The 23,911-nt window shown below is 69.5% G+C and carries 17 protein-coding genes and 1 pseudogene; 4 read left to right on the top strand and 14 right to left on the bottom strand.

Translation table 11 applies throughout. From position 1 onward, the window contains the following. The first annotated feature begins 2 nt into the window (after window positions 1-2). Window positions 3-812, top strand: coding sequence for an AfsR/SARP family transcriptional regulator (locus ACZ4D5_RS30575; protein ID WP_467775670.1), 810 nt, complete (start codon window positions 3-5; stop codon window positions 810-812). On the opposite strand, the gene ACZ4D5_RS30570 is transcribed toward ACZ4D5_RS30575, so the two are convergent. The 8 genes and pseudogenes from ACZ4D5_RS30570 to ACZ4D5_RS30535 form a co-directional block, all read right to left on the bottom strand. Then, a complete protein-coding gene (locus ACZ4D5_RS30570; RefSeq protein WP_467775669.1) occupies window positions 773-1,297 on the bottom strand; it encodes a flavin reductase family protein in 525 nt (174 codons plus the stop codon). The two genes, ACZ4D5_RS30575 and ACZ4D5_RS30570, sit on opposite strands and share 40 nt — an antisense overlap. Further along, window positions 1,290-2,807 (bottom strand): tryptophan halogenase family protein, encoded by a 1,518-nt coding sequence (locus ACZ4D5_RS30565; protein WP_467775698.1) that lies wholly within the window; start codon window positions 2,805-2,807, stop codon window positions 1,290-1,292. Before ACZ4D5_RS30565 ends, ACZ4D5_RS30570 begins: the two co-directional genes overlap by 8 nt. Before the next feature lie 330 nt (window positions 2,808-3,137). After that, entirely contained in the window at window positions 3,138-3,986 is an 849-nt protein-coding gene (locus ACZ4D5_RS30560; RefSeq protein ID WP_467775668.1) for an ABC transporter permease, read from the bottom strand. Beyond that, window positions 3,983-4,978 carry an ABC transporter ATP-binding protein gene (locus tag ACZ4D5_RS30555; protein ID WP_467775667.1) on the bottom strand — a complete coding sequence of 332 codons (996 nt, stop codon included), beginning with the start codon at window positions 4,976-4,978 and terminating at the stop codon, window positions 3,983-3,985. The genes ACZ4D5_RS30560 and ACZ4D5_RS30555 overlap by 4 nt, the downstream gene beginning before the upstream one ends. A gap of 196 nt (window positions 4,979-5,174) precedes the next feature. Then, complete coding sequence (locus ACZ4D5_RS30550) at window positions 5,175-6,032, bottom strand: DUF4097 family beta strand repeat-containing protein (RefSeq protein WP_467775666.1); 858 nt, start codon at window positions 6,030-6,032, stop codon at window positions 5,175-5,177. Between the two features lie 43 nt (window positions 6,033-6,075). After that, entirely contained in the window at window positions 6,076-6,567 is a 492-nt protein-coding gene (locus tag ACZ4D5_RS30545) for a hypothetical protein (RefSeq protein WP_467775665.1), read from the bottom strand. 367 nt (window positions 6,568-6,934) lie between these two features. Further along, a pseudogene (locus tag ACZ4D5_RS30540) lies at window positions 6,935-7,516 on the bottom strand (LmbU family transcriptional regulator); the annotation flags it as partial. A gap of 967 nt (window positions 7,517-8,483) precedes the next feature. Further along, window positions 8,484-10,181 carry an AMP-binding protein gene (locus tag ACZ4D5_RS30535; RefSeq protein ID WP_467775664.1) on the bottom strand — a complete coding sequence of 566 codons (1,698 nt, stop codon included), beginning with the start codon at window positions 10,179-10,181 and terminating at the stop codon, window positions 8,484-8,486. 225 nt (window positions 10,182-10,406) lie between these two features. Between ACZ4D5_RS30535 and ACZ4D5_RS30530 the strand changes: the two genes are divergently transcribed. Continuing rightward, entirely contained in the window at window positions 10,407-11,231 is an 825-nt protein-coding gene (locus ACZ4D5_RS30530) for a response regulator transcription factor (protein WP_467775697.1), read from the top strand. Window positions 11,232-11,305: 74 nt separating this feature from the next. Here ACZ4D5_RS30530 and dmpI read toward each other — a convergent pair whose 3' ends face one another. The 3 genes from dmpI to ACZ4D5_RS30515 form a co-directional block, all read right to left on the bottom strand. Next, window positions 11,306-11,488 carry a 4-oxalocrotonate tautomerase DmpI gene (gene dmpI, locus ACZ4D5_RS30525; protein ID WP_467775663.1) on the bottom strand — a complete coding sequence of 61 codons (183 nt, stop codon included), beginning with the start codon at window positions 11,486-11,488 and terminating at the stop codon, window positions 11,306-11,308. Window positions 11,489-11,649: 161 nt separating this feature from the next. Beyond that, window positions 11,650-12,549 (bottom strand): LysR family transcriptional regulator, encoded by a 900-nt coding sequence (locus ACZ4D5_RS30520; RefSeq protein ID WP_467775662.1) that lies wholly within the window; start codon window positions 12,547-12,549, stop codon window positions 11,650-11,652. Between the two features lie 117 nt (window positions 12,550-12,666). Beyond that, a complete protein-coding gene (locus ACZ4D5_RS30515; RefSeq protein ID WP_467775661.1) occupies window positions 12,667-13,944 on the bottom strand; it encodes a winged helix DNA-binding domain-containing protein in 1,278 nt (425 codons plus the stop codon). A gap of 220 nt (window positions 13,945-14,164) precedes the next feature. Between ACZ4D5_RS30515 and ACZ4D5_RS30510 the strand changes: the two genes are divergently transcribed. Then, the gene (locus tag ACZ4D5_RS30510) at window positions 14,165-15,316 is read left to right on the top strand and encodes a magnesium and cobalt transport protein CorA (protein ID WP_467775660.1); all 1,152 of its coding nucleotides are present in this window, start codon (window positions 14,165-14,167) and stop codon (window positions 15,314-15,316) included. A gap of 310 nt (window positions 15,317-15,626) precedes the next feature. Here the strand turns inward: ACZ4D5_RS30510 and ACZ4D5_RS30505 are convergent, their stop codons facing one another. From ACZ4D5_RS30505 to ACZ4D5_RS30495, 3 genes are all read right to left on the bottom strand, one after another. Beyond that, entirely contained in the window at window positions 15,627-17,387 is a 1,761-nt protein-coding gene (locus ACZ4D5_RS30505; protein ID WP_467775659.1) for a tyrosine-type recombinase/integrase, read from the bottom strand. A gap of 57 nt (window positions 17,388-17,444) precedes the next feature. After that, complete coding sequence (locus ACZ4D5_RS30500; RefSeq protein WP_467775696.1) at window positions 17,445-17,777, bottom strand: helix-turn-helix transcriptional regulator; 333 nt, start codon at window positions 17,775-17,777, stop codon at window positions 17,445-17,447. A gap of 346 nt (window positions 17,778-18,123) precedes the next feature. Beyond that, a complete protein-coding gene (locus ACZ4D5_RS30495; RefSeq protein ID WP_467775658.1) occupies window positions 18,124-18,330 on the bottom strand; it encodes a winged helix-turn-helix domain-containing protein in 207 nt (68 codons plus the stop codon). 838 nt (window positions 18,331-19,168) lie between these two features. On the opposite strand from ACZ4D5_RS30495, the gene pglW reads away from it, so the two are divergent. Continuing rightward, window positions 19,169-23,884 (top strand): BREX system serine/threonine kinase PglW, encoded by a 4,716-nt coding sequence (gene pglW / locus ACZ4D5_RS30490; protein WP_467775657.1) that lies wholly within the window; start codon window positions 19,169-19,171, stop codon window positions 23,882-23,884. Window positions 23,885-23,911: the final 27 nt, after the last annotated feature.

Genomic DNA, 23,911 nt, shown 5'->3' with positions numbered 1-23,911 from the left:
AGATGGAGTACTGCGTACTGGGTCCGGTCGAAGTGCGGGACCGGGGCACCCGGCTGCCGCTCGACGGCGAGAAGCAGCGGACCGTGCTCGCGGCCCTGCTCCTCACCGAGGGCGGTTTCCTCTCCGACACCGAGCTGACCGCCCTGCTGTGGGGCTCCCGTCCGCCCGGGACGCACAACGCCCAGATCTACAACTACGTCTCCCGGCTGCGGAAGGCCGTGGGGCCGGCGAGCATCGTCCGCCGCTCGCCCGGCTACCAGATGCGGGTCGGCGCCGCCTCGCTCGACCTCGTCGAGTTCCAGGAACTGGCGGCACGCGGCCAGAGCGCGCTCGCCGCGGGACGGCACGAGGAGGGCCGCCGCCTGCTGTGTTCGGCGCTGGCCCTGTGGCGCGGGCCGACGCTCGCCGACGTCTCGGAGCAGCTGGCCGACGCGGAGCGGCCGCGGATCGACGAGGCCCGGATGTCCGTCCTGGAGAGCCGGATCGAGGCGGACCTCGCGGTGGGCAGACACGCCCAGGTGCTGCCCGAACTGACCTGGCTCGTGGGGCAGCACCCGTTGCGCGAACGCTTCCGGGCCCAGTTGATGACCTCGCTGTACCGGTGCGACCGGCAGGCCGAGGCGCTCGCCCTGTACGAGCAGGGCAGGCGCACGTTGGCGGAGGAGCTCGGGGTGGGCCCCGGGGCACTGCTGCGCGAGGTGCACCACGCCATCCTCACCGCGGGCCCTGAGCCGGGGCCCGGCGCGCCGCACGACGGCGGGCGCCTGTGCTGTCAGGCCGCGGGCCAACTGCTGTACCGGCGCAGGCCGTAGAGGAGCGGCAGGCTGCCCTGGCGCCGCTCCACGGCCAGCACCTCTCCGAACACCACGACGTGGTCGCCGACCGGCACGGTCCGGTCGGCCCTGCAGTCGGCGACGGCGAGCGCGTCGGCCCACAGGTGCGGCCCCCGGTCCTCGCCGTCGAGGCGCCAGCCGACGTGGTCGAAGCGGTCCTTGCGGCCCGACGCGAACAGTTCGGCGGTGGCCTGGGCGCCCTCGTGCAGCAGGTTCACCGCGAAGCCGCCCGAGCCCCGGACGGCCGCCAGGGTCGGGCTCGCGGCGCGCAGGCAGACGAGCAGCGTCGGTGGTTCCAGGGCGACGCTGCACACCGAGGAGCAGGTCATCCCCCACGGCCTGCCGTCGGGGCCGGTCGCGGTCACGACCGCCACCCCGGTCGGGAAGCCGCTCATCATGGTGCGCAGCCCGTCCCGTGTCTCCTGCCCGACCGATCGTGTGATCGAGACGGTGGGGTCAGCCATCGAGCCCACGCATCCTGGCGAAGTAGTCGTAATGCGAGGGCAGCGTGTCGACCATGTGCCGCGCCTTGTCGCGGATGGCCGCGAACTCCTTCTGGGCGAGCTTGTCGTCGGTGAGGCCCAGTGCGGGCGAAGGGCTCGGCTGGATGCCTCCGGTCCCCAGCAGGATGCAGTTGTACGAGTACGGCGGGAGGCCGTGGTAGTAGGGGAACACGTTCTCGGAGTCGGGCAGCCGGGTCTGCCACCGCTCCAGGCGTTCGGCGAGACCGTCGGGCACGGCCCGGGTCTTGGCGTCCTTCCAGTACTGGGTGTTGTTCCGTGCCGCACCCTTGTAGTGCAGCACCAGGAATTCCCGGACGCCGTCCATCACATGGGAGACGGCGGAGTTGTACATCTTCCGGAGATTCGGGTTCCAGTCGGCGGCGGGGAAGTGCTGTACCAGCTGTTCGATCGCGTGGTGGATGAAGAAGATCCCGGTCGATTCGAGCGGCTCGACGAATCCGCTGGACAGGCCGATGGCGACACAGTTGTTCACCCATGATTCTTCGCTCCGGCCGATGCGCATACGAATGTGGTTGGCCTCGGCCTCGGCCGCGGCCGGACCCACGAATTCGCGCAGCGTGCGTTCGGCCTCTTCGGGAGAGCAGTAGTCCTTGGCGTAGACGTAACCCGTACCGATCCTGCCGAACAGCGGAATCGTCCATATCCACCCGGCGTCCTGGGCGGTGGCGGTCGTGCACGGACGGATGCCGTTCTTCTTCATGTCCAGCGGCACCTGGAGTGCCACCGCGCTGTCATTGGGCAGCGAGTCCTGGTAGGAGACGAACGGCACGTCGAGCGCGCGGTTCAGGAGCAGTCCGCGGAATCCGGTGCAGTCGACGAACAGGTCGCCGTGGATCTCGCCGTGCTCCCGGGTGACGACGTGGTCGATCCAGCCCCGCTCGTCGAGCACGACGTCGAGCACGTCGTCCACGACGTGCCGCACGCCGCGGTCCACCGAGTACCCGGTGAGGTACTTGGCCAGGAGCGCGGCCTCGAAGTGGTAGGCGTACGGGAACTGCGTCTTCCCCTGGTGTTCGGACATCGTCAGGCCGACGGGCTCCTCGCCGCCGCCGGTGACTTCGGCGCCGAGCAGGGTGCCGTCCAGCTGCCGGGGGCTGCGTCCGCTGTCGCACAGGGACGCCATGACGAAGCAGTCCTTGTCGAACCGGTCGGTCGGCCCGTTCTGCAGCCACCAGTCGGTCAGCGGGAATCCGTTGACCGATCTGACCTGCTCGAACGGGTGGTAAAAGTGGTGACCCGGACGTCGCCAGTCCTGGAACCGGACGGCGAGTTTGTAGGTGGCGTTGCAGGCCGGCATCCACTCCTCTTCCTTGAGGTCAAGGAATTCGAAGAAGTGCCGGATGTCGCTGAAGGTCGCCTCGCCGACTCCGATGGTGCCGATCTTTCCGGACTCGACGAGAGTGATGGAAACACGGTCGCCGAATGCCGCCTTCAGATATGAGGCGGTCATCCAGCCGGCGGTTCCGCCACCGACAATGACGACCTTTTCTGGGTTCTGCACGCTCACGTCGGCACCTCGGTTCAGATGGCTGGCCACTGCGCGGGGCCTGGACCCCGCCGGTCGGGCACGATTGTGCTCCGCCGTGCTATCCGGCATCTATGGCGGCTCTATCGCCGACATCTATCCCTGAATCCCCTGCCCTCAACGGCAGTTCCCGGCAGCAGAAAACGGCAGTTCCCGGCAGCACAAAGGCGGGGCCCGTGCACCGACCTTCCGGTCGGTGGCACGGGCCCCGCCTTTGTGGCGTGCGCGTACAGGAGCCGAGGCGGCCGAGGAGGGTCAGCCGACCCGCTGCAGCGCCTTCTCCCTGCGCTCGGCGACGCTCGACCCCGACTCCCGGCGCGCCATGCGGCGCAGCACGGCAGGGGCCAGGAGCAGGCCGACCACGGCCCAGCCGCCCAGGGCCACCACGGTCTCCAGGTGGCGCCACGAGTCGCCGATCTCGACGGCTGCCGCGCCGTCCGGCAGCAGCGCCGAGCGCATGCCGAGCCCGAGCCAGTAGACCGGGAACACCTGGGCGAGTCCCTGCACCCAGTCGGGCAGGGCGCTGATGGGATAGAAGATGCCGGAGATACCGATCATGGCGAGGATCGGCAGCAGCAACAGGCCCTGGCTGCGCGCGTTGGTGAACACCGAGCCGAGGACCGCGCCGATCGGCAGAGTCGCCATCAGGCCGAGCCCCAGCACCCAGGCGAGGGTCAGCCAGGCGCTCACGCTGCCGATCGCGATGCCGTCGATGATCACCAGGCCCGGGATCAGGAAGATGGCGAGGTCGATGAGCAGACAGCCGGAGACCGAGACGATCTTCCCGAAGAGATAGCCCACCATGCCGTTCGGTGTCGCCTTCGCCCGCAGCAGCGTGCCGTCCTCGCGGTCGGCCGTGAGCTGCTGGCTCATGCTGATCATGGCCATCGAGGCGTTCATGCCGAGAATGCTGGGGAGCATCAGCGTGCCGAGCAGGAAGCCGCTGTCGCCGAAGTCCTTGTCGCGCATGAAGAACATGACGGCGAGCATCAGCACGGGCCAGAAGAAGTGGTTGAAGATGTCGCCGGCGTTGGTGACGGACTGCCGGATCTCGATCACGCCGCGGGTCCAGCCCGCGCGCAGGGCGATGGTGGTCGGGTTCATCGGGCCACTCCCTGCGGCTCGTTCGCCTGGTGCCTGTGGTCCTCCGCCGCCAAAGGCCCGTCCCCGTCCGCGCCTCCCGGACGCGGTGTCTCCTCGGGCGCGCTCCGGGCCGTCTCGGCCTCCCTCACCATGGAGAGGTAGGTGTCCTCCAGCGAGGCCCTGCGGACTTCGAGCTCGGAGATCTCCTCGCCGTACCGCTGGAACAGCTGGTACGTGAACCTGGTGGCGTCGGCCGTCGACTCCTCGAAGCGCTCACCGCCACGGGTCCAGCCGACCGTGTCCTGTCCCGCGATCCGCTGGGCGAGCTCCTTCGCGGTGCCGTCCCCGATGATCCGTCCGCCGTTGAGGATCATGATGCGGTCGGCGAGCTTCTCGGCCTCCTGCAGGTCGTGCGTGGTGAGCAGGATCGTGGTCTCGTGCTCGCGGGCGAGCCTGTCGACCAGACCGTGGAACTCCCGGCGCGCCACGGGGTCCAGACCCGCGGTGGGCTCGTCCAGGAAGAGCAGTTCGGGGCGGCCCGCGATGCCGACGGCCACGTCCAGCCTGCGGCGCTGCCCGCCGGACAGCATCCGGACCTTTTTGTTCGCGTGCTCGGTCAGGCCGACCGCCGCGACGAGTTCGTCCGGGTCCCAGGGCCGCTTGATCCCATCGGTGGAGTACGGGGCGTAGTAACTGCCCAGGTGCGCCAGGAGTTCACGTACGTACCACCGGCCGTGGTCACGCCACGACTGGAGCACGACTCCGACGCGGGCCCGCCATCGCTCGTCGGCGTGCGCGGGGTCCACTCCCAGCACCTCGACCCGCCCGGCCGAGCGCATGCGGAAGCCCTCCATGATCTCGATCGTGGTGGTCTTTCCCGCGCCGTTCGGGCCGAGCAGGCACATCACCTCGCCCTGGCGGACCTGGAAGGTCACGTCGTGCAGGACATCGGTGGAGCCGTACCGCATGCGCAGACCCTCGACATCGAGCACCACCTCCTCGCTCGTGTTCATGGTCGTTCCTCTCTTCGTCAACAGAACCGTGCGGGGCACTCGTCCCTGAGGAACAGCTGCCCTGGGGGAAATCGGGGGAAATAGAGGTGTTGAAGAAGCGGCGGCCCGGAGTACCGCACGGGGGATGATCGGTTCCAGGCCGCCGCGCTGAGGGGCGGTGGGACGGTGTGCGACCGCCCCGCCGAAGGGTCCGCGGTCACGTGGACCGGCGGATCACCACGTCTCCGTCGAAGGTGGAGACACGGACCTCGACGACATCGGTCGCGTCTCCCGGTCCTTCGACGGACTCCAGGGAGTTGTGCACCTGTCCCGAGACGGTGTTCACGTCGTACTTCACCGCGGTGCCTTCGCGGATGCCGACCTCGACCTCGCCCGATGCCGCGGTGAGCAGCACCAGGCCGCGGCGGGCCTCGCCGACCCGGATGCTGCCGTGGGCCGTCTTGGCCTCGACGCCGCCGTAGGCCCTGGCGATGTCGATGTCGCCCTTGGCCCCGGTCACGCGGAGGGATCCGGTGACCTCGCCGACCGAGTTGTGGCCGTGGTCGTTCCTGATCACCGCGCTGCCGTCGATCTCGCCGATGCGGATCAGACCGGACTTGTTGGTGATCGCCCCATGGCCCGTCATCCGGTCCACGGAGATGTCACCGCAGACGGCGGTCAGCTGCAGCGGGCCGGTGCGTTCGAGCCTGATGTCGCTCTGTACGGTCTCGAACCGGCACGCGCCGAGGCGGCCCTCGGAGCGCAGCGCCGCCCACACGGAGCCGCCCCGCACCCCTGACCCCTCGGGCAGTTCGATCGTCACGTCGACCGAACCGGCGTCCTCGCGCAGCGCCTCGTTCCGCTTGAACAGCCGCTTGACGTTCCTGACCAGCAATTTCCCGCGCGAGAAGTCGACCTCCACCTGCTCGGCCGCCCTGATGTCGGACTCCTTGGAGCTGTCCGTCGGCCGGACCTCGACGACGGTGTCCCTGCGTCCGCTCGCTATCAGCCTGATGTCTCCGATGGCGATCTCCACCGCCACGGAGATCGGTTCAGGGGTATCGAAACTGACCATTGCCGGTCCTCCTCGTGGGCCCGCTTGCGTCTTCATGGCTCCGCTACCGCGCCCATCCGCTGTAGTGCCGGTTCCCCCGGTGCCCACGCCGCCCGGCCCGCCGGCCTTCGTTGCGCAGCGCAGTGGTGAGGGTGCGCACCAGCCAGGCGTTGACCGACAGCCACTCGCGGCCCGCCGCCTCCACCATCTGGCGCTTGAGCGCCTCGGGGGGACGGAAGTTGATCCGCGCCAGGCTGTCGTCGGGGCCGGCCGACGGGCCCTGCTCGACGACCTCGTCGCCGGAGACGGGTTCGGGCGGCCGTGTCACCACGAAGCTGAGATCGAGGCTTTCCAGTCGCACCTGCACCGACCCGGGAACGAGGTCGCGGGTGATCTCATCCGCGGCGTCCGACAGCGCTTTGTGCAGCGTGAGCCGGACTGACGAGTCGAATGCCGCAGTGAGGCTCTCCCCGAGAGCGAGGACCTCATCGCCGCGCGCCTCTGCCGCGGCCAGGAAGTCGAGGCGGAGTTTGTCGACGTAGGGCGTCAAGTCCATGGCGCCATAGTGGCGCAGCGATGGCACCAAAGCAAGTGCCGCGGTGACGCCCCCGCGCAGCCACTCACAGCCCAAATATCCTGTGAATCACGTCAATACACCCATATTTAGGGCTACTTGAAATGGCGCCATGTTGGCTCGTAAGGTGGCCCTCAGGCGCACCTGACCGTGCACCATGGCACCACTGTCCGGTCGACAGGACAGGACTCTTGACGCACGCCTCACGCGCCACACAGGATCCCGAGAAGCGCACCCGCACCATTGACAGAGGGGAGGGGACGCCGGTTGGACACAGAAAGCAGTACGCGGCGGAGCGGCACGGCCGGCCGACGACGCCGCCGTGCGGGCTCCGCTCGCGTACCGACCCTCAGGAGGCCCGCGGGGCGGGCACTCTCGCCACCACGACCTCGGCCGCGCTCCCGATCACGCCGAACCGTTCGGACCCGTCGGGCTCGCCGGAGCCGTCGAGGGATCCCTCGAGGTCGTCCAGCACCTGCTTGGCCGCGCCGTCGAGGGTCTCCAGCACCCATTTGTCGAAGTCGATTCCCGATTGCTTCGCGGCCTCGCGCCACCACTGGAGCCGGTCCACGGGGATCGCGAGGCGCTGGGTGTCCGAACTCTTCCTGCCGCATTCATCGGCGCCTTCACGGGAATCCCTGATGGCATCCCTGAGTTGCTTCGTGTTCCATTTCAACTGCTCTGCACGGTCCAGCAGAATTTCCTGCTCCTCGACCGAAAGAGACGCGACTTCAGCGTGGTGCTGGAAGCTCAGTTTGGGCCGCCGCCTGCTTAATTCAAATCGGCGCGACACCCATGCGTAGTTGCGCAGGGTTTGGTAGCGCAACCCGGCTCCACGCACTCCCCTCTTATAGCGGTCGGAGAAGTGGTCCTTCCCATGGACAAGCCAGTCACCAAGCCACCAGACCGAGGAATTGACCACGCCCGCAAGCTGCTGACCAGCGCGTTCCCAGTCCTCAAAGGTGAGATCGGCGGGTATCTGCAGCCCCACCCCCGTCGTGTACACCTGCCCACGCGCGGGCATTTCCCCACCGGGCTGCTGGCGTCGAAGCGTCGAATGTGAAGGCCTGCGTGGCCAAGATGTCTGTTCTTCCTGAACCTTCCTGGCAGCACACATCTGAATCACCCCGTAATGAGAGTCCAAGCACAAACAGAGCGGTCGTATTCCGGGTCAGGGAATCAAATTGTGCAGGCCATCGCAGGTGGCTCCCCCCGCACGGCCGATTCGAACCAAGCAATACTATTGCATACGACCCAGGTACAGACAATCACTCTGCCCCGCACCCGGCCATTGCCCTTTGTGCGTCCGGAAACCGCGGGCACTCCTTTGAAATGGATCTTGTTGATCCTGAAAAGGAGGTTCAGATGACACAAAACCTCCGTAACAGGAGGAGTTCCGAAGGGATGTCGTCGCGCCGTATCACGCCATCGATGACAAGGGCGTTTACGCGCCTGTGGCCGCGCGCCCCAGGGTCTCCCGGCAGACACCGGGCACGGGTCCGCGCGGGCACCGATCCCCGCACGCCCGCCCCCGAGGGGCCGTGGACGGACAGGATCCGGCCAAGGAACCCGCCTGACCGCGGGCCCAGGGCGCCGGCCGCCGATGGCCGGGCACACCTGCCGCCGCTGACCGGGCACGCCCGTTGCCGCTGACCGGGAAGAAAAGGCCGCCTGGCGCACGTCCTGCGCCAGGCGGCCGCCTATTCCGCTCGGGGTGTGAAGTGAATGGCCCGTCATCGGGGCTTCGTCCCCGAGCTCCGAGAACCTCGCCGGGAACGAGGGCCATGTTCATGAACCGTGCCCGCACGGTTCACGGGTTTCGACCGTGAAGTCCAGTCGCCTGACGGGTTTCGACCGAGAAGTCCAGTCGCCGGCGAAGGCCTGCGCGCCCCAGTGCCTCAGCCCCTCCCCGGCTCCCGCCACTCGTCCGGCGCCCCCTGCGCCGCACGCTCCCGCAGGTCGACCCTCCGGATCTTGCCGGAGATCGTCTTGGGCAGCTCCGCGGTGAACTCGATGCGCCGGATCCGCTTGTAGGGAGCCAGCACCGACCGCGCGTGCTCAAAGATCAGCTCCGCCGTCCTCTCGTCCGGCGACCAGCCCTTGGCCAGCACCACGTACGCCTTCGGGACCGCGAGCCGCACCACGTCCGGGGCCGGGACGACCGCGGCCTCGGCCACCGCCTCGTGCTCCAGGAGCGCGCTCTCCAGCTCGAACGGGGAGATCTTGTAGTCCGATGCCTTGAAGACGTCGTCGGCCCTGCCCACGTACGTGACGTAGCCCTCGGCATCGCGCGAACCGATGTCGCCGGTGCGGTAGTAGCCGCCCGCCATGACCTCCGCGGTGCGTTCGGGGTCGCCGTGGTAGCCGACCATCAGGCCCACCGGGTTCGCGCCCAGGTCCAGGGAGATCTCGCCCTCCTGCGCGCCCGGCCTGCCGGTCACCGGGTCGAGGAGCTCCACCGCGAAGCCCGGCGTGGGGCGGCCCATCGAGCCCGGCTTCAGCTTCTGGCCGGGCGAGTTGGCGACCTGCACGGCCGTCTCCGTCTGCCCGAAGCCGTCGCGGATCACCACGCCCCACGCGCGGTTCACCTGCTCGATGACCTCGGGGTTCAGCGGCTCGCCCGCGGCGACGACCTCGCGCGGCGGCGTGCGCAGCTGCGTCAGGTCCGCCTGGATCAGCATCCGCCACACCGTGGGCGGGGCGCAGAACGACGTCACCCCCGCCCGGTCCATCTCCGCCATCAGCCTCCCCGCGTCAAAGCGGGAGTAGTTGTGGATGAAGACGGTCGCCTCGGCGTTCCACGGCGCGAACAGGTTCGACCACGCGTGCTTGGCCCAGCCCGGCGACGAGATGTTCAGGTGGACGTCGCCCGGCTTGAGTCCGATCCAGTACATCGTCGCCAAGTGCCCCACGGGGTAGGAGACATGGGTGTGCTCGACGAGCTTCGGACGCGCGGTGGTGCCGGACGTGAAGTAGAGCATCAGCGGGTCGTCGGCGAGCGTGATTCCGTCGGGCTCGAAGGTCTCGGGGGCCTCGTCCACACCGTCGTACGAGATCCAGCCCGCGCCGCCGGTGTCGCCGCCGGCGCCCACCACGATCCGCGTGTAGTCGCCCGGCACGTCGTCGAACTTCGCCGTGTCCTCGGGGCGTACGACCACGTGCCGGGCGCGGCCGCGGCCGATGCGGTCGCGCAGGTCGACCGGGCCGAGCAGCGGAGTCGCCGGGATGACGACCGCGCGCAGCTTCATCGCGGCGAGGGCGATCTCCCAGAGCTCGACCTGGTTGCCGAGCATCACCACGACGCGGTCGCCCGCCCTGACGCCCCGCGCGCGCAGCCAGTTGGCGGCGCGGTCCGAGCGCGCCGACAGCCGGGCGAAGGAGAAGCGGGCCTCGTCGCCGTTCTCCTCGACGATGTGCAGCGCGGTCCTGTCGTTGCCGTCGGCGATGACGTCGAACCAGTCGAGCGCCCAGTTGAACCGCTCGGGCCGGGGCCAGGCGAAGCCCTCGTACGCGGCGGCGTAGTCCTCTCGATGCCGCAGGAGGAAGTCCCGCGCGGTACGGAACTGCTCCGTGGCATTCGTCCCGGTCCTCGTCATGTGCACCCCTCGTCGATCCCGCCGCGGTGTCCCGCTGCCCTTGAACTCGTCGCTGCGCGTGCTGCCGTACTCATTGCCGGACGCTACGTGACATCGTGTAATTCGTGATGCGGATCTCACCACCCCCGTACGGGGGTGTCCCCAGGTGGGTCGCGGAGCGAAGTCACGGGAAGTCACGGACCGAAAGGGCGAAGGGTGTCGGCTGACGGCGGCGAGACGGTGGAGATGCGAGCCGCTCTGCTGCGGCTGCGCCGCGGCACGGGGCTTCCGGTGGCCTTCGGCGGACTCCTGGAGGGCGGCGGCGCCCCCGAAGGACCGCGCAGGGTGCGGATCGGCGAACTGAGCGGCACGGCGACGCGCGCCCTGAACGGCCTCGCCATCTCCTCCGGCAACGGCCTCGGCGGCAAGGCCGTCGCCCTGTCACGGCCGTGCGCCGTCACCGACTACCACGTCTCGCGGCACATCAGCCACGAGTACGACGCCGCGGTCGCCGCCGAGGGCCTGCGGTCGGTGCTCGCGGTACCGGTGGTGGTACGCCGCAGGGTGCGCGGCGTGCTCTACGGCGCGCTGCGCGCGGCCCAACCGCTCGGCGACCGGGCCCTGTCGGCCGCGGTGGCGGCGGCGCGCGACGTGGAGCAGGCCCTTCTCGTACGCGACGAAGTGCGGACGCTGCTCGCGGCGGCCCGGGAGCCGGTGGTGGGCCCGGGGGCGTGGGAGGAGGTCCGCGAGGCGCACGGCGCGCTGCGCGCCCTGGCCCCGCGGGTGACCGACCCCGCGCTGCGCTCCGAACTCCTGGCGGTGTGCGGCCGGTTGGAGTCCGCGGCGACGGTCCCGGAGCACGAACAGGAGCGCGCCGTCGCGCTCGCCCCGCGCGAGGTGGACGTCCTGTCCTGCGTCGCGACGGGCGTGACGAACGCGGCGGCGGCCGAGCGGTTGGGGCTGCGCCCGGAGACGGTGAAGGGGTATCTGCGTTCGGCGATGCGGAAGTTGGGCGCGCATACGCGCCTCGAGGCGGTGGTGGCGGCGCGGCGGGCGGGGTTGCTGCCGTGACCGCCTCACTCCGGTGACCGTCGGTCACCGGCTCCGCCGGGCGGGCTCCCCCGTGACCCGCCCGGCGGCGTCACTCACTTGTCCGCGGTCAGCTTCCCGGCCACGCCCCAGCTGTCCGCCGGGGTCTCGTGGATCCAGACGTGCACACTCTCGGCCGGGATCCTGTACGCGTCCACGAACGCGTCGGTGATCTGCTTGACGAGCTCCCGCTTGAGCGCGACGTCGCGGGGACCCTGCTGGACGGTGACGATGGGCATGACGGAACTCCCTTGTTTGACACGGGGTTTGACCCGTTCAGGGTTTGGTTCGTACGGGATTTCGGCTCGTACGGGGTTTGGTTCGTACCGGGTTTCTCGGTACGACCCCAGTCCATCCCGGCCGCGCCCGCCGACCAAGGGGCAGCCCGCGACCGCAGCGATCAGTTCCCGTGATCGCCGCTGGTGACGGGCGCGGCGGCCGCCGCGCAGGCCGCGAGGAACACGTCGAGGCCCGGCGCCCGCTCCCCCACCCGCACGGCGAGCCCCGTGGCGAGGGCGAGCCCCGGCGCGCGGAACGGCAGGAAGGCCACCCGGGGGCTGTGCAGGACGCGCGCGTGCGAGGCGTACACGACCGTCCACTGCGGCACGACTCCCGCCCCGATCGTGGCGAGCCTGTCCTGCAGCGAGCCCCCGGCGGGCCCGGGCAGCGGTTCGAACCCGGCGTCGTGGCAGGCCCCGACGACGAGGTCCACGAGCGCGGGGTTGTTGCGCCGCGCGGTGATCGCGAGCGGCACCGCGGCGAGGTCGGCCAGGGCCACGTCCGGCCGCGCGGCCAGCGGATGCCCGGCCGGGACGACGGCGACCAGGGGGTCGTCCCACAGGGGCACGATCCGCACGCCGGGGGCGGGGTCCGAGGAGCGTACGAAGGCGGCGTCGACCCGCCCGTCGACGACCTGCTCCAGCCGCTCGCGCGCGCCGCTCGACACCAGCTCCACGGGCACGCCGGGCGCCCGTACGGCGAACTCGGCGAGGATCCGGTCCAGGTGTTCCCCGAGGCCCGTGCTGGTGGCGAGCCTCAGCCCGGCGGGCGGGGCGACCGCGGCCCGTGCCCGCTCCGCGGCGGCGAGCACCGCCCGCGCCTCGGGCAGCAGCCGCTCCCCCGCGCCGGTGAGCCGTACGTGGCGGGGCGAGCGGTCGAAGAGCTCGGCGCCCAACTCCCTTTCCAGGCGCCGTATCTGCTGGCTGACCGCGGACTGGACGATGTGCAGCCGCTCGGCCGCGCGCCCGAAGTGCAGCTCGTCGGCGACGGTCACGAAGTAGCTGAGCTGCCGCAGTTCCATGCGGGCAGCCTATGCGGGCGACCCGCACGGCCTGCGCCGCCGTCCGCCCGGCTCACAGGTCAAGGGGCACGGGCACACGAGGCACGGGCACACGAGGCAGGGGTCACGGGTCACGGGTCACGGGTCCACGACGGTCCCGAAGCGGATGTCGTACGAGGACGGGGCCGAGGTCTCGGCGATCCGCCCCAGCATGTACTCGGCCTCCCGGGTCAGCTCGTCGCGCTGGGCGCGCGTGGGCCGCCCGAACGGCTCGATGGTGAGCACGGCGGCCCCGCTCTTCGCGTCCTCCTCCAGCCGCCACAGCCCGGCGAGGAACCCGTCGAGGAGGAAGACGCAGTAAGCGAAGTTCCCCTTCCACGTGCGGCCCTTGTACTCGGCGGGGACGACGCGGGCACGGTCGGCGTGCGACAGGAGGAGGTTGTCGTACTCGGGCAGGAAGCGGGGCGGGGCCGGGGTGTCCGCGTCGGGGCGTGGCGCCTGCGGAAGGTCGAAGAGCTCGACGCCGTGCTCGTCGCGGAACGTACGCAGCCGGGGCCGCAGCCGCTCGAAGACTTCCCTCAGCCGGGTGAGGCGGGCCCAGGTCTGCATGTCCTTGACGGAGGCGGGGCCGAAGGCGGCGAGGTAGCGGAGGGCGAGGGCGTCGAGGGCGGGCAGGGCTTCGGGGGTGGCGGAGGCGGGGGTGGCGGAGGCCGGGGTGGCGCGGACGTCGGCGGCGGAGGCGGCGCGGGAGTCGGCGGCGGTGGCGCGCTCCCGCCCCTCCCCGACCCACTTCTCCACGGTGGTCAGAGCCACCTGCCCGCTGCGCCGCCACAGCCCCCGGGGCGTGACCTGGACGAGCGGCAGCGCGCACCGCGCGGCGATGGCGAGGGACTGCGGGTCGGCGTCGGGCCACCGGGCGAGCAGCACCTCGCGGAGCTGCTTCGGCGTACGGGGTGCCGCCTCGACGGCCTCACGGGCGATCCCCGCGAGCTCTCCCAGGTCGACGCCGACCAGCCCCTTGCGGAACACGCTCAGCTCGCGGTCGAGGGCGACCTGCGCGAGGGGCCGCAGCGTGCGGGCGTCGGCGGCGGTGTGCAGATGGATGGTGGAGCGCAGGGTGACCATGCGGACCAGCTCGCGCGACTCCAGGAGCGCGGAGAGCTCGGCGGGGTCGAAGCCGTCCAGGCGCGCGGCGAGGGCGTAGTAGGGCGGCCTGACGTTCTGGGCCTGGAGCCCGACGAGGTGGGCGACGGCCTCCTCGACGGAGAGGCCGCGGTCCTGGGGGCGGCGCAGGAGGAGCTGCCGGTCGAGGGTGGCGCGGTTGAGGGCGCGCGTACTCAGCACGGGACCGCCGCCTGAAGCACCCGCCGAGCTCGCCCCACCGGCGCCCGCTGCACCCCTGTTCGTCTTGGTCATGCCGGCACGCTAGCGAGACTTGCGGACACATGCGGTCCGCAACCCGGACCCTCCAGGCCCACAACCCGACCCCACCACGCCCGCACCGTGGCCACGCACCACGACCCGCCCCCCCCGCCCCGGCCACACCCGCGTCACGCCATGGCCACGCTCGCGCCTTTTGGGACGTATATCCTGCTCCGTGGCCACCTAGACACACGTTCGACATGGAGGCGCCGGCATGGCGGACCGCCGAGCCCGTCCCGCACCGACCGCGAGAAAGCACGCGTGGCGGCGCACGACGCAGCCCCCGGCGGCGCCTGAGGACGCACGCCCCTCGCGACCGGCGCGGGCCGCAGCGCGGGACGACGAGGACAGCGTCGTCCAGGCGGCGCTCTACCGCGACGGCGTCCGCGTGGCGACACCGGCCTCCCTCGCGGACACCTACCGCGAGCTGCGCGAGCAGCCGGACGGCATGGCGTGGATCGGCCTCGCCCGCCCGACCGAACAGGAACTCCTCTCGCTGGCAGCCGAGTTCGACCTCCACGAGCTGGCGGTCGAGGACGCGATGGAGGCCCACCAGCGCCCGAAGCTGGAGCGCTACGGCGAGACGCTCTTCGTCGTCCTGCGCGCGGCCCGCTACCTGGACGCGCCCGAGGAGGTCGACTTCGGCGAGCTGCACGTCTTCGTGGGCCCGGACTTCGTCATCACGGTCAGGCACGGCGCGGCCCCGGACCTGTCCGGCGTCCGCCGCCGCATGGAGGAGACCCCGGACCTCCTCAAACTCGGCCCCGAGGCGGTGCTCTACGCGATCCTCGACGCGGTGGTCGACGGCTACGCCCCGGTCGTCTCCGGCGTCCAGAACGACATCGACGAGATCGAGACCGAGGTCTTCAGCGGCGACCCGGAGGTCTCCCGCCGCATCTACGAACTCTCCCGCGAAATGGTCGAGTTCCAACGCGCCACCCGCCCCCTGGTCGGCATGCTCCACGCCCTGATGGCGGGCTTCGCGAAGTACGGCACGGACGAGGAACTCCAGCGCTACCTGCGTGACGTGGCCGACCACGTCACACACACCAGCGAACGCGTCGACGGCTTCCGCCAGGCCCTGACCGACATCCTCACGGTCAACGCGACACTGGTCACCCAGCAGCAGAACGCGGAGATGCGGGCGCTGGCGGAGGCGGGCTTCGAACAGAACGAGGAGATCAAGAAGATCTCCTCCTGGGCAGCCATCCTCTTCGCCCCCACCCTGGTCGGCACGATCTACGGCATGAACTTCGAGACCATGCCAGAACTACGCTGGGTGTTCGGATACCCCTTCGCCGTTGCCCTGATGGGGATTGTTTGCGCCACTTTGTACCTTGTGTTCAAGCGTCGAGATTGGCTCTGAGTAACCACGTCAACAATGGGGACCGTCCATGCACAAGATGCGGATCAGCCGCTCTCAGGCACACCTGGAGCCCCCTGGGGAGAATCTGGGGAGAATCGACTGGAGCCGCGCGGGCTGCAGTCGCCGCCGTGGACCCCTACCTGCAGGTGCCGCCACGTACCACCGGACTGGACCAGCCTCCGAAAGGGTGACGCAGAGTAGCCATCGGTGATACGCCGAAGGCGGCTGGGGCACAGCACTCGCTGTGCCCCAGCCGCCTTCGGTAAAGCCCCGACGCCTGTCGCTCCCCCTTATGCTGCGTGAAAGGGACCTACCAATCCGCGGGGTCGCCGTACCTCTCTGGATGCGTGGCTCGGTCGACCGCCTCTCGGCACGCCAGCCCAAACGCCTCGGCAACCGCCGCCTCGTCGGTGCCGCGGACCTGGGCCTCGACGGTCCAATCAGGACCAGGTCGTCTCTCAGTACGCCAGTGCGCCGACGACGTGCTGTATTCGTCGACCATGAATTCCCAGGCGGGCACCGACCAGGTCTGCGGGACCGCAGTCTGAAGCCTGCTGCCATCAGGCAGGAAGGCGGCATGGGCCTGGTGCACGAGGCGCCGGTCGGGAACACGATCGCGGATCGCCCGCATGCCGCCCGGCCCCAGCCTCCCCCAACGCTGGAGGTCCCACTCCTCCACAACTGCCCTCCGCCCAGGCCAGTCCTTCTGCCACTGATCCACCACGGTCTCCGCATGCTCACGATGGCGGAACGCGAGGAGATACGAGCCAATATCCGCTACGCACAAGGGGGGTTCGGGTGTGGATACCCGCGCCTCAACAGAGATGGAGACCTCCTGATCTAGCACGACGCCGTCGGGAGCGTCATCGAGCAGCGCGTCGATGGCCGAGCGCCCCTTCGCTCCGGCCTCCGGCATGAAGTGGGCGTAGAAGTCCAGGGTGATCGTCGGAGACGAATGGCCAAGCCAGCGAGCCAGCGTGACAACGGACTCCCCGGCTTCGAGGAGAATGGACGCGTAGGTGTGCCGCAGCGCATGAAAGCCGTCCTTGCGGGATGCCTGCCAGCGTGCTCCCTTCTCACGCATGGGGATGACGCCCGCCGCGGCCAGGGCTGGCTTCCACACCTCAACATTGAAGATATTCGCGCGGATGGCGTTGCCGTACGTGATGGTAAGGATGAGCGGGAACTTCTTGGTATCCAGGTCAGGATCTGGCCCGCCCCAGGGCAGCTCGACCTCGACTGCCGGATACTCGGCAAAGTACTCGGCTAGCTCACGGGCAACGGCCTCAGGCATGTCGACCGTCCGCGTCTTACCGCCCTTCGGCAGCGCGAAGTACAGCCGCCCACCCAGGAGTTGCACCTGCCGACGAACCCGGATGAGTCCGCGTGCGAAGTCAACGTCCTGTGGCGAGAGACCAAAGACTTCGCCTTGGCGCAGACCACACCCAAGCCCGAGCACAACGGCAATGCGATACCGTGCCTTGATCGCGTCCCGCACCTTCCGGGCGACCTCTAGAGGCCATGCCTCCCGCAGGTCGTCAGGCGCCTTGGGCCAGCGGACAGTCTTGGCCCGAAGTGGGTTGCGCAGCAACCGTTTGTCGTCAATCGCCGTCTCGAAGATGTTCGAGAGCACAGTGAGGATCTGCCGGGCGTAGCGGGCCGCGCATTCCTTCTCAAGGGCCGTGATGTATCCCCGGAGCACTGTTGCGGAGATGTCGCGCAGGGCAACGTCTCCGAGGTGCGGCAGGATGTGGAGCCGTACGCGCTCATCCATCCTCTTGATGGTCCCCGGCACACCGCGGACGCCTTGCCACCAAAAACGCGTCACGTAGTCGGTGAGTTCAATCGAGCCGTCTCGGGGGTCGACGAACTCACCCCGCCCCTTGTCGGTGCTGGCAGTGCTCAGCCATGTCTTGGCGTCTTCCAACGTCCCGAAGGACATGTCCCGCACACCAGGGATACCCGAAACTCGGTAGCGTTTTCCCTTGCCGTAGCGGGTAGTGCGTTCCCGCTTTCCGGTGGCTGGGTCCTTCTCCTTTTTGACCCAGCGGTCTTCTATGTAGCCAGCCAAAGAACAGTTTCCTCTTACGTGGTGCAGCAGCGAGACATGATTCGCCGGTCGCCCAGATCAGGCAAGGGGTGAAGGAGTTCGCGCTTCAGGGGATCCGTTAAGCGGATTGAGGGCGTCGTTGGAACGGGAGTCCGCTCGTTCTTGTTCAGACACCCAGGCGTCGAGGGCCGTGAGCCGATATGCCACTCGCCCACGCGGACCAAGCCGGAAGCTCGGAGGCCCCTGGCGACGATGCCGCCAGACATACAATGTATTTGGTGATATACCCAGGTATCGTGCAGCGCTCTTGACGTTCAGGAACGCCTGCTCAAACGCGTCACTTGTGCCGGACTCGCGCCCTGATGGGGTATGGGTGGGCGCCTTGCCCGGCTTCGAAGCGTGAAGAGGCATGGAGGTATCGCAAATCGGCATACGAGAGGGATCCTTTACGGAGCAGCGCACCGGGCGCCAGAACGAGACCGACAGCACCGGCGATTCCCACGCCGACCGACGAGGACGTCGTCGCCTTCCAGTGAAAGTGCTGCAGATTATGGGCGGCAGCGGGCAGGGGCCGCTTATTGCCTCCCATCTTTTGCGGCGCTGTCTACTGCATCCGCTACGGCTCCACCGCCAAGCACAGCCGAGTGCGAACACCATCAATGCTCCGGACGATCCCCGGTTTCGGTAACCGGGGATCGTCCGCTATGTATCGCGCTGCGCGATGAAACCTCGCCAAGCGCCCAGAAGGATGATTCGGTCAGGAAGCCAGCCGGTACGACCGGAGAGCGCGATTAGCGCCGTCCGTGACGAGCACCAGGAGTCCGTCGTCGGTGAGCCGGTCGAGGTTGCGGCCCACAACTCGCTCGGAGACTCCAACGCCTTGGGCAACATGCCGCGTTGCAGCCCCGGGATGGGTCGCGATGTGTGCGAGGATTGCTCGATCACGACGGTCGCCACGTTGCACCAAGTCCTCGCCGAACAGCCCGGCCGCGCAACACAGAGGCACAATGCCGTGGAGACAGCGCCGTAGTCGTCACGCTGCTGTGCGGTCCAGTCATTCAGGGCGCCGAGCGCCAAGAGGACGGGGCGGTGAAGCGGGCAGATCGGATTGCGGGATTCGACAGGTGGGTCTCCTGGGGTCGGGGGCCTCGGCGGCGAGGCCGCGTCGTGCGGGGTACGGGGTGCTCTGCCGGTCGATCTGGAAGTCAGCACCCCTCCGCTGACCTGGCGCTTTCTGGGATGTCGTACGTTGGCATGCTTCCCAAGAAGGTTCCATTCTCTTGGGGCTCTTTCTCGTCTGCCGTGGGCTGAACCCACCGCCGAGACCGGATACTCAAGGTCGCCATTGCATATCCAGCCGCATCCGGCAGGGCACCACCGTGACTGCCCGTTCCTGCTAATCAGCCGACGAATGGCCGCTCCCCCAGCAGCTGCCTGTGACGCATGAGCACCGTTCTGGCATCGCCGCGATACAAAGGCATGGCGTCACCGTGTACGGCGATGTGATCGCCGCTCCACCACCCGCCGCGCTTCATCCCTAGAGGCGCCGACTCGGCGCCGCCTCGGCTGAAATCACTCCGGTCCGCCTGGCCGAATCCGTTCGCGATGCACTCCGCCCCGGTCCACCGCCGCCAGGGCTGGGCTGCGGGACCTTTGTCGTAACAAGCTCAGCCCCCTCTTGTTGTCAGTGCCACCCTTTAGGATTCGGTCCAAGGGTGGAGTCGGGCTTCCTGAACGCGCCGACAGGAATGTGGCAGGCACACGCACCCACAAGCAGACAGAGATTGGGGACGGGGAGCCGCATGCTGGATGGCCGGTGGACGACGGTCACCGAGTCCGAGTATGAGCACGAGCGCCGCGGTCTTGAGACGATCCGCAGGCGCCTGCCGGACGAGGAGCCGTGGCGCGCCTGGTCAAACTTCGCGTTCACCGCGAACAGCGGGCACGTCCGTGAGGTCGATCTTCTGGTGGTGGCGCCGGCCGGAGTGTTCGTGGTCGAGCTGAAGGACTGGCACGGCTCGGTCCACGGCGGGGGCAACGACTGGGTGCAGACCACGTCCGGTGGGACCAGCCGTCGGCACGGTAATCCGCTGCACCTGTCGAACCGGAAGGCCAAGGAGCTATCGGGCCTGATCAACGGTGTCGCTGGTCAGCCCGCTAATCGACCGAGAATCTGGGTGGGGGAAGCAGTCTGCTTCACCGACGACCAGCTTCGGGTGAACCTTCCGGCCGCCGATATGAACGGCGTGTTCACGGTCAAGCAGCTGGTGGAGATGCTGGCCGTACCCCCGGGGGACGCCCGGTACCAGACCACAGCCGAGACGTCCCGCCGCGTCGATGCGGCTCTCAAGCAGCTCCGTATCGCACCGATCCGCCGCCAGCACGAGGTGGGCTCCTACCTCCTGGAGGCGAAGGCGTTCGATTCCGGGATGACCTGGGCCGACTATCTGGGCCGCCATTCCCAGCTGCACGATCTGGCGCGGGTACGGGTCTTCCTCAGCGAGCGTGGCGCCTCCAATGACGAGCGGCGCTCGGTGGAGCGAGCCGCCGCCCGCGAGGCGTCGGTACTCAGCCGGTTTCGTCATCCCGGCGCGGTACAGCTGAAGAACTATCTGCCGTCAGGGCATCCCGCCGGGCCCGCGATCCTCTTCGACTACCACCCGGAGACGCTGCGCCTGGACGACTACCTCGTCCAGCACGGTGAGGGTCTCGACCTGCAGGGGCGCCTCGCGCTGGTGCGGCAGCTTGCCGAGACAGTGCGCTCCGCGCACTCCCGGCGGGTCCACCACCGCACGCTGTCGGCGCACGCGGTGCATGTGATTCCGCGCGATCGTGGCCCGCGAGGGCGGGAGCTCGGCGAAGAGCAGCGCTGGCTGCGTCCGTGGACGCAGATCGCAGACTGGCAGATCGCCACCGGGGCAAGTGCCAGCCGCGGTCGGCCGCTGACTCTGGCCCCGACCAACGTGTCGGGGTTCCATGTCGCGGAGCAGGCAGATCCGTACCTGGCTCCGGAGCTGAGGATTCCGAAGGCCGATCCGGTGCGCCTCGATGTGTACGGGCTCGGAGTGCTCACGCATCTGCTGGTCACCGGGCAGGCGCCGGGCGCGAGCCAGAACGAGGTCATGGCGCGTCTGGAAGCCGGCGAGAGTCTGCGCCCAAGCGCGCTCGTCGACGGCCTCAATCCGGACATCGACGATCTGGTGGAGGCGTCCACCGCGTACGAACCCGGTCGGCGCCTGTCCACGGTCGACGATTTTCTGGAGATGCTGGAGTACGTCGAGCAGGCGTTCGTCGAGGAGGTCCCCGGCGGCGGGGATACGGCTGCAGACGCGAGCGCGGACGGTGGTTCGGCCACAGGCTCGGGCGAGGAGCGGTCCGAGCCGGAGAAGGACCCGCTGGAGGCGGTGGCCGGGGATGTGCTGGCCGGACGCTGGGAAGTCGTGCGCCGACTCGGTACGGGCTCGACCTCGCGGGCATTCCTGGTGCGAGATCTGGAGGGCGAGCCGCGGCGGAGCGGCGCCCTGCCGGTGGCTGTGCTGAAGGTCGCGCTGAGTGAGGCCAAGCACGCGGTCCTGGATCGCGAGGCGGAGGTCCTGGGCCGTATCCACCGGGATTCCAGCATCATCTCGCTGTACGAGCCGGAACCGCTGATGCTGGCCGGGCGCCGGGTCCTGGTCCTGGAGTACGTGGGCGACAGCCGGGAGCTGAAGGACCAGGACGGCAGCACGAGTAAGGGGCCGCGCCGCCGTGAGGACACCGTCGCCCGCCAGCTGCGGGACAACGGCCGCCTGGGCATGGACCAGCTGGAGGCGTACGGGAAGTACCTGTTCGGCGCGGTGGAGCACCTGGAGGCGGAGGGGATCTGGCACCGGGACCTGAAGCCGGACAACATCGCGATCCGGATTCGCCCCAACGGCACCCGACAGCTGGTATTGATCGACTTCTCGCTCGCCGGATATCCGGCGAAGGAGGTCGAGGCAGGTACCGAGGGCTATCTGGACCCGTTCGTGGGGATCATCACGCGCGGCTCGTACGACGGACATGCCGAGCGGTACGCACTGGCCGTGACGCTGCACGAGATGGCATCGAACGAGCTGCCCCGCTGGGGCGACGGCTCGGTCACGGCCCGGCAGACAGATGCAAAGGAGTGGCCCTACCCGCGGCTCGCGGCCGACGCATTCGAACCGGCCGTCCGGGACGGCCTGGTGGCGTTCTTCCGTAAGGCCCTGGCCCGGGACGTGAAGGACCGCTTCCCGGATCTCAAGCCGATGGAGCGCGCCTGGCAGCGCATCTTCCTGGACGCACAGCAGACGACGGCACCGAGCACCGGTCACGGCGAGAAGCCAGGGCGCGGAGCGAAGGGCAGCACGGACGCGGGAGCCGAGTCGGCGGCGCAGCCGCGGATCGGGCGGGAGGACGACGACGTCTCCGCCGAGCAGGTCCGCGACCAGCAGGCAGAGCGCGCCGACCGGAAGACGCCGCTGTCGGTGGCCGGTCTGACGCTCGCGGCACAGTCGCAGCTGTTCGCGATGGGGCTGAATACCGTCGGGGACGTCTTGGAGTACTCGGCGAAGAAGTTCCTCACCGCGCCGGGCATGGGCTCGCGCACCCGGGAGGAGATCCAGCGTCGGCAAAAGGAGTGGAACCTCCGGCTCGGCAAGACCGCACCCTCGCCGCTGAGCGCAGCGGCCCTCAAGGCGGCGAACCAGGAGCGCACCGCCTTGGAGCGGGCGGCCGCCGACGCAATCGCCGAGGCCGGCGTAGACGTCACCGTCCCGCAGGCGCTGAGCGGCCTGAGCCTGGACGCGCTCGCCGCTCGTCTGGTGCCGAGGCCGTCCGGCGGCAACGCCCGTTCCAATGCCAAGGAGCGCGAAGCCGTACGGCTGCTCCTGCGCCTGCCCGACGACGAGGGCCGCCTGCCCGACGGTCTCGCGTGGGTGCGCCAGCGGGACGTCGCCGAAGCCGTGGGCCTGACCGTCGGCCGTATCCCGCAGATCGTGAAGAAGGCACGCGAGCGCTGGCACGAGGATGCCGCCCTCGGGCTGCTGCGCGAGGAGCTGGTGGAGCTCCTCGCCGAGCGAGGCCGGGTCGCCCCGGTGATCGAACTCGCCGACGCACTGATCGCCCGGCGCGGCACCCAGCATGTGGGACGGCGCGACCGGCGTGCGCTCGCGCTGTCCCTGTTGCGGGCGCTGGTGGAACGCGAGAGCCGGGCGCTGGTGGAACGCGAGAGCGGGGACGACGAGTCCCCGCAGCTCTTCCGCTACTTCCACGCCCGGATGCCCAAGGGCGCCGATCCGGTGATCGGCCTGCTCGCCCTGGACGTCCGGGAGGGCGTGGACGGCCCCGATACCCCGTCGCTTCCTGCCCTGCAGGAGTACGCGCTGAACCTGGGCGCACGTGCCGACCGGCTCGCAGCGCTCGAGTCCCTTCCGACGGCGAGCACGGTCCTGACCGAACTGGACGGGGTGCGTCGGCCGCCGGGCAGCCTGGGCTGGGATGAGCGGCGCACCGCCGAGATCGCGGTCGCCGCCTCGACGCGGGCCGCGCTCACCCCACGTCTGGAGATCTACCCGCGCGACCTGGACCTCGTGCGCGCTCTGAGGATCACCCAGGCTGGTGTGGTCGCCGTGCAGCCCGGCGTCGAGGAGGACCGCCTTCCGGGCTTGACGGTGGACGCACTGCACAAGCGGGTTGCGACCCGCTTCCCCGACCTGGGTACGGATCCGCTGGTGCCGCGCAAGCTGCCCACCGGCAGCGCCCTCGTCCGCGCCCTCAAGGAGGCCGGCTTTGAGCTGAAGCTGGCCACCCGCTACGACAAGGTCCTGCGTCTTGTCCCGGACCGCCGGTCCGGGGACGCCACCGCCGGGCTGACCTCGGCGAGTTGGGGCGCCTCCGCTGCGCGTCGCTCGGCCCCGACCCAGTACGACGCGGACGCGGCGGTCGCCGCCGCGGTCAAGGCCGATCAGCGGCTTACGCATTCGGCGCGGCGGGACGGCTTCCGGGTGCTGACCGTGCCGCAGCGGCGGGCCGAGGAGGCGGTGCGATGGCTGGCCAGTGAACCGTTCGGTGCACGGCCGGTGTCGCTGACCGGACTGTTCGTTGACGAACTGCGCGGGGTGGTCAGCGAGGCGGAGCGTCCCACCTGGGAGACCGTCCTCAAGGCAGACGCCGCCGAACCGAGCAGCCGGGCCCATCAGCAGCTGCGCATCCGCACCGACAAGGCGTGGGGGCGCATCGAGCCGCGGCTGCGGGAGCGGTTGGCGGAAGGGCCCGGCCCACTGCTCCTCACCGACACCGCGGCGCTGGCCCGGTACGACGCGCTGGACCTGCTCGGGCGGCTCGCGGAGGAGGCCCGGCAGGGCGGCAACCCACTGTGGCTGCTCGTCGCGCAGTCCGATCCGGCACGGGCGCCGCGTCTGGCCGGGCAGAGTGTTCCTTACCAGGCGGGGTTCGACGAGTGGATCGTCGTGCCGGATGCCTGGGTCACCCGCAAGCACCTCGTACCTGACGCCTGACCCTCGTTACCTGATCTTCTTCCGCTC

The sequence above is a fragment of the Streptomyces sp. NPDC025651 genome (genome assembly GCF_055558735.1).
This window is presented reverse-complemented; position numbering and strand designations above follow the sequence as displayed.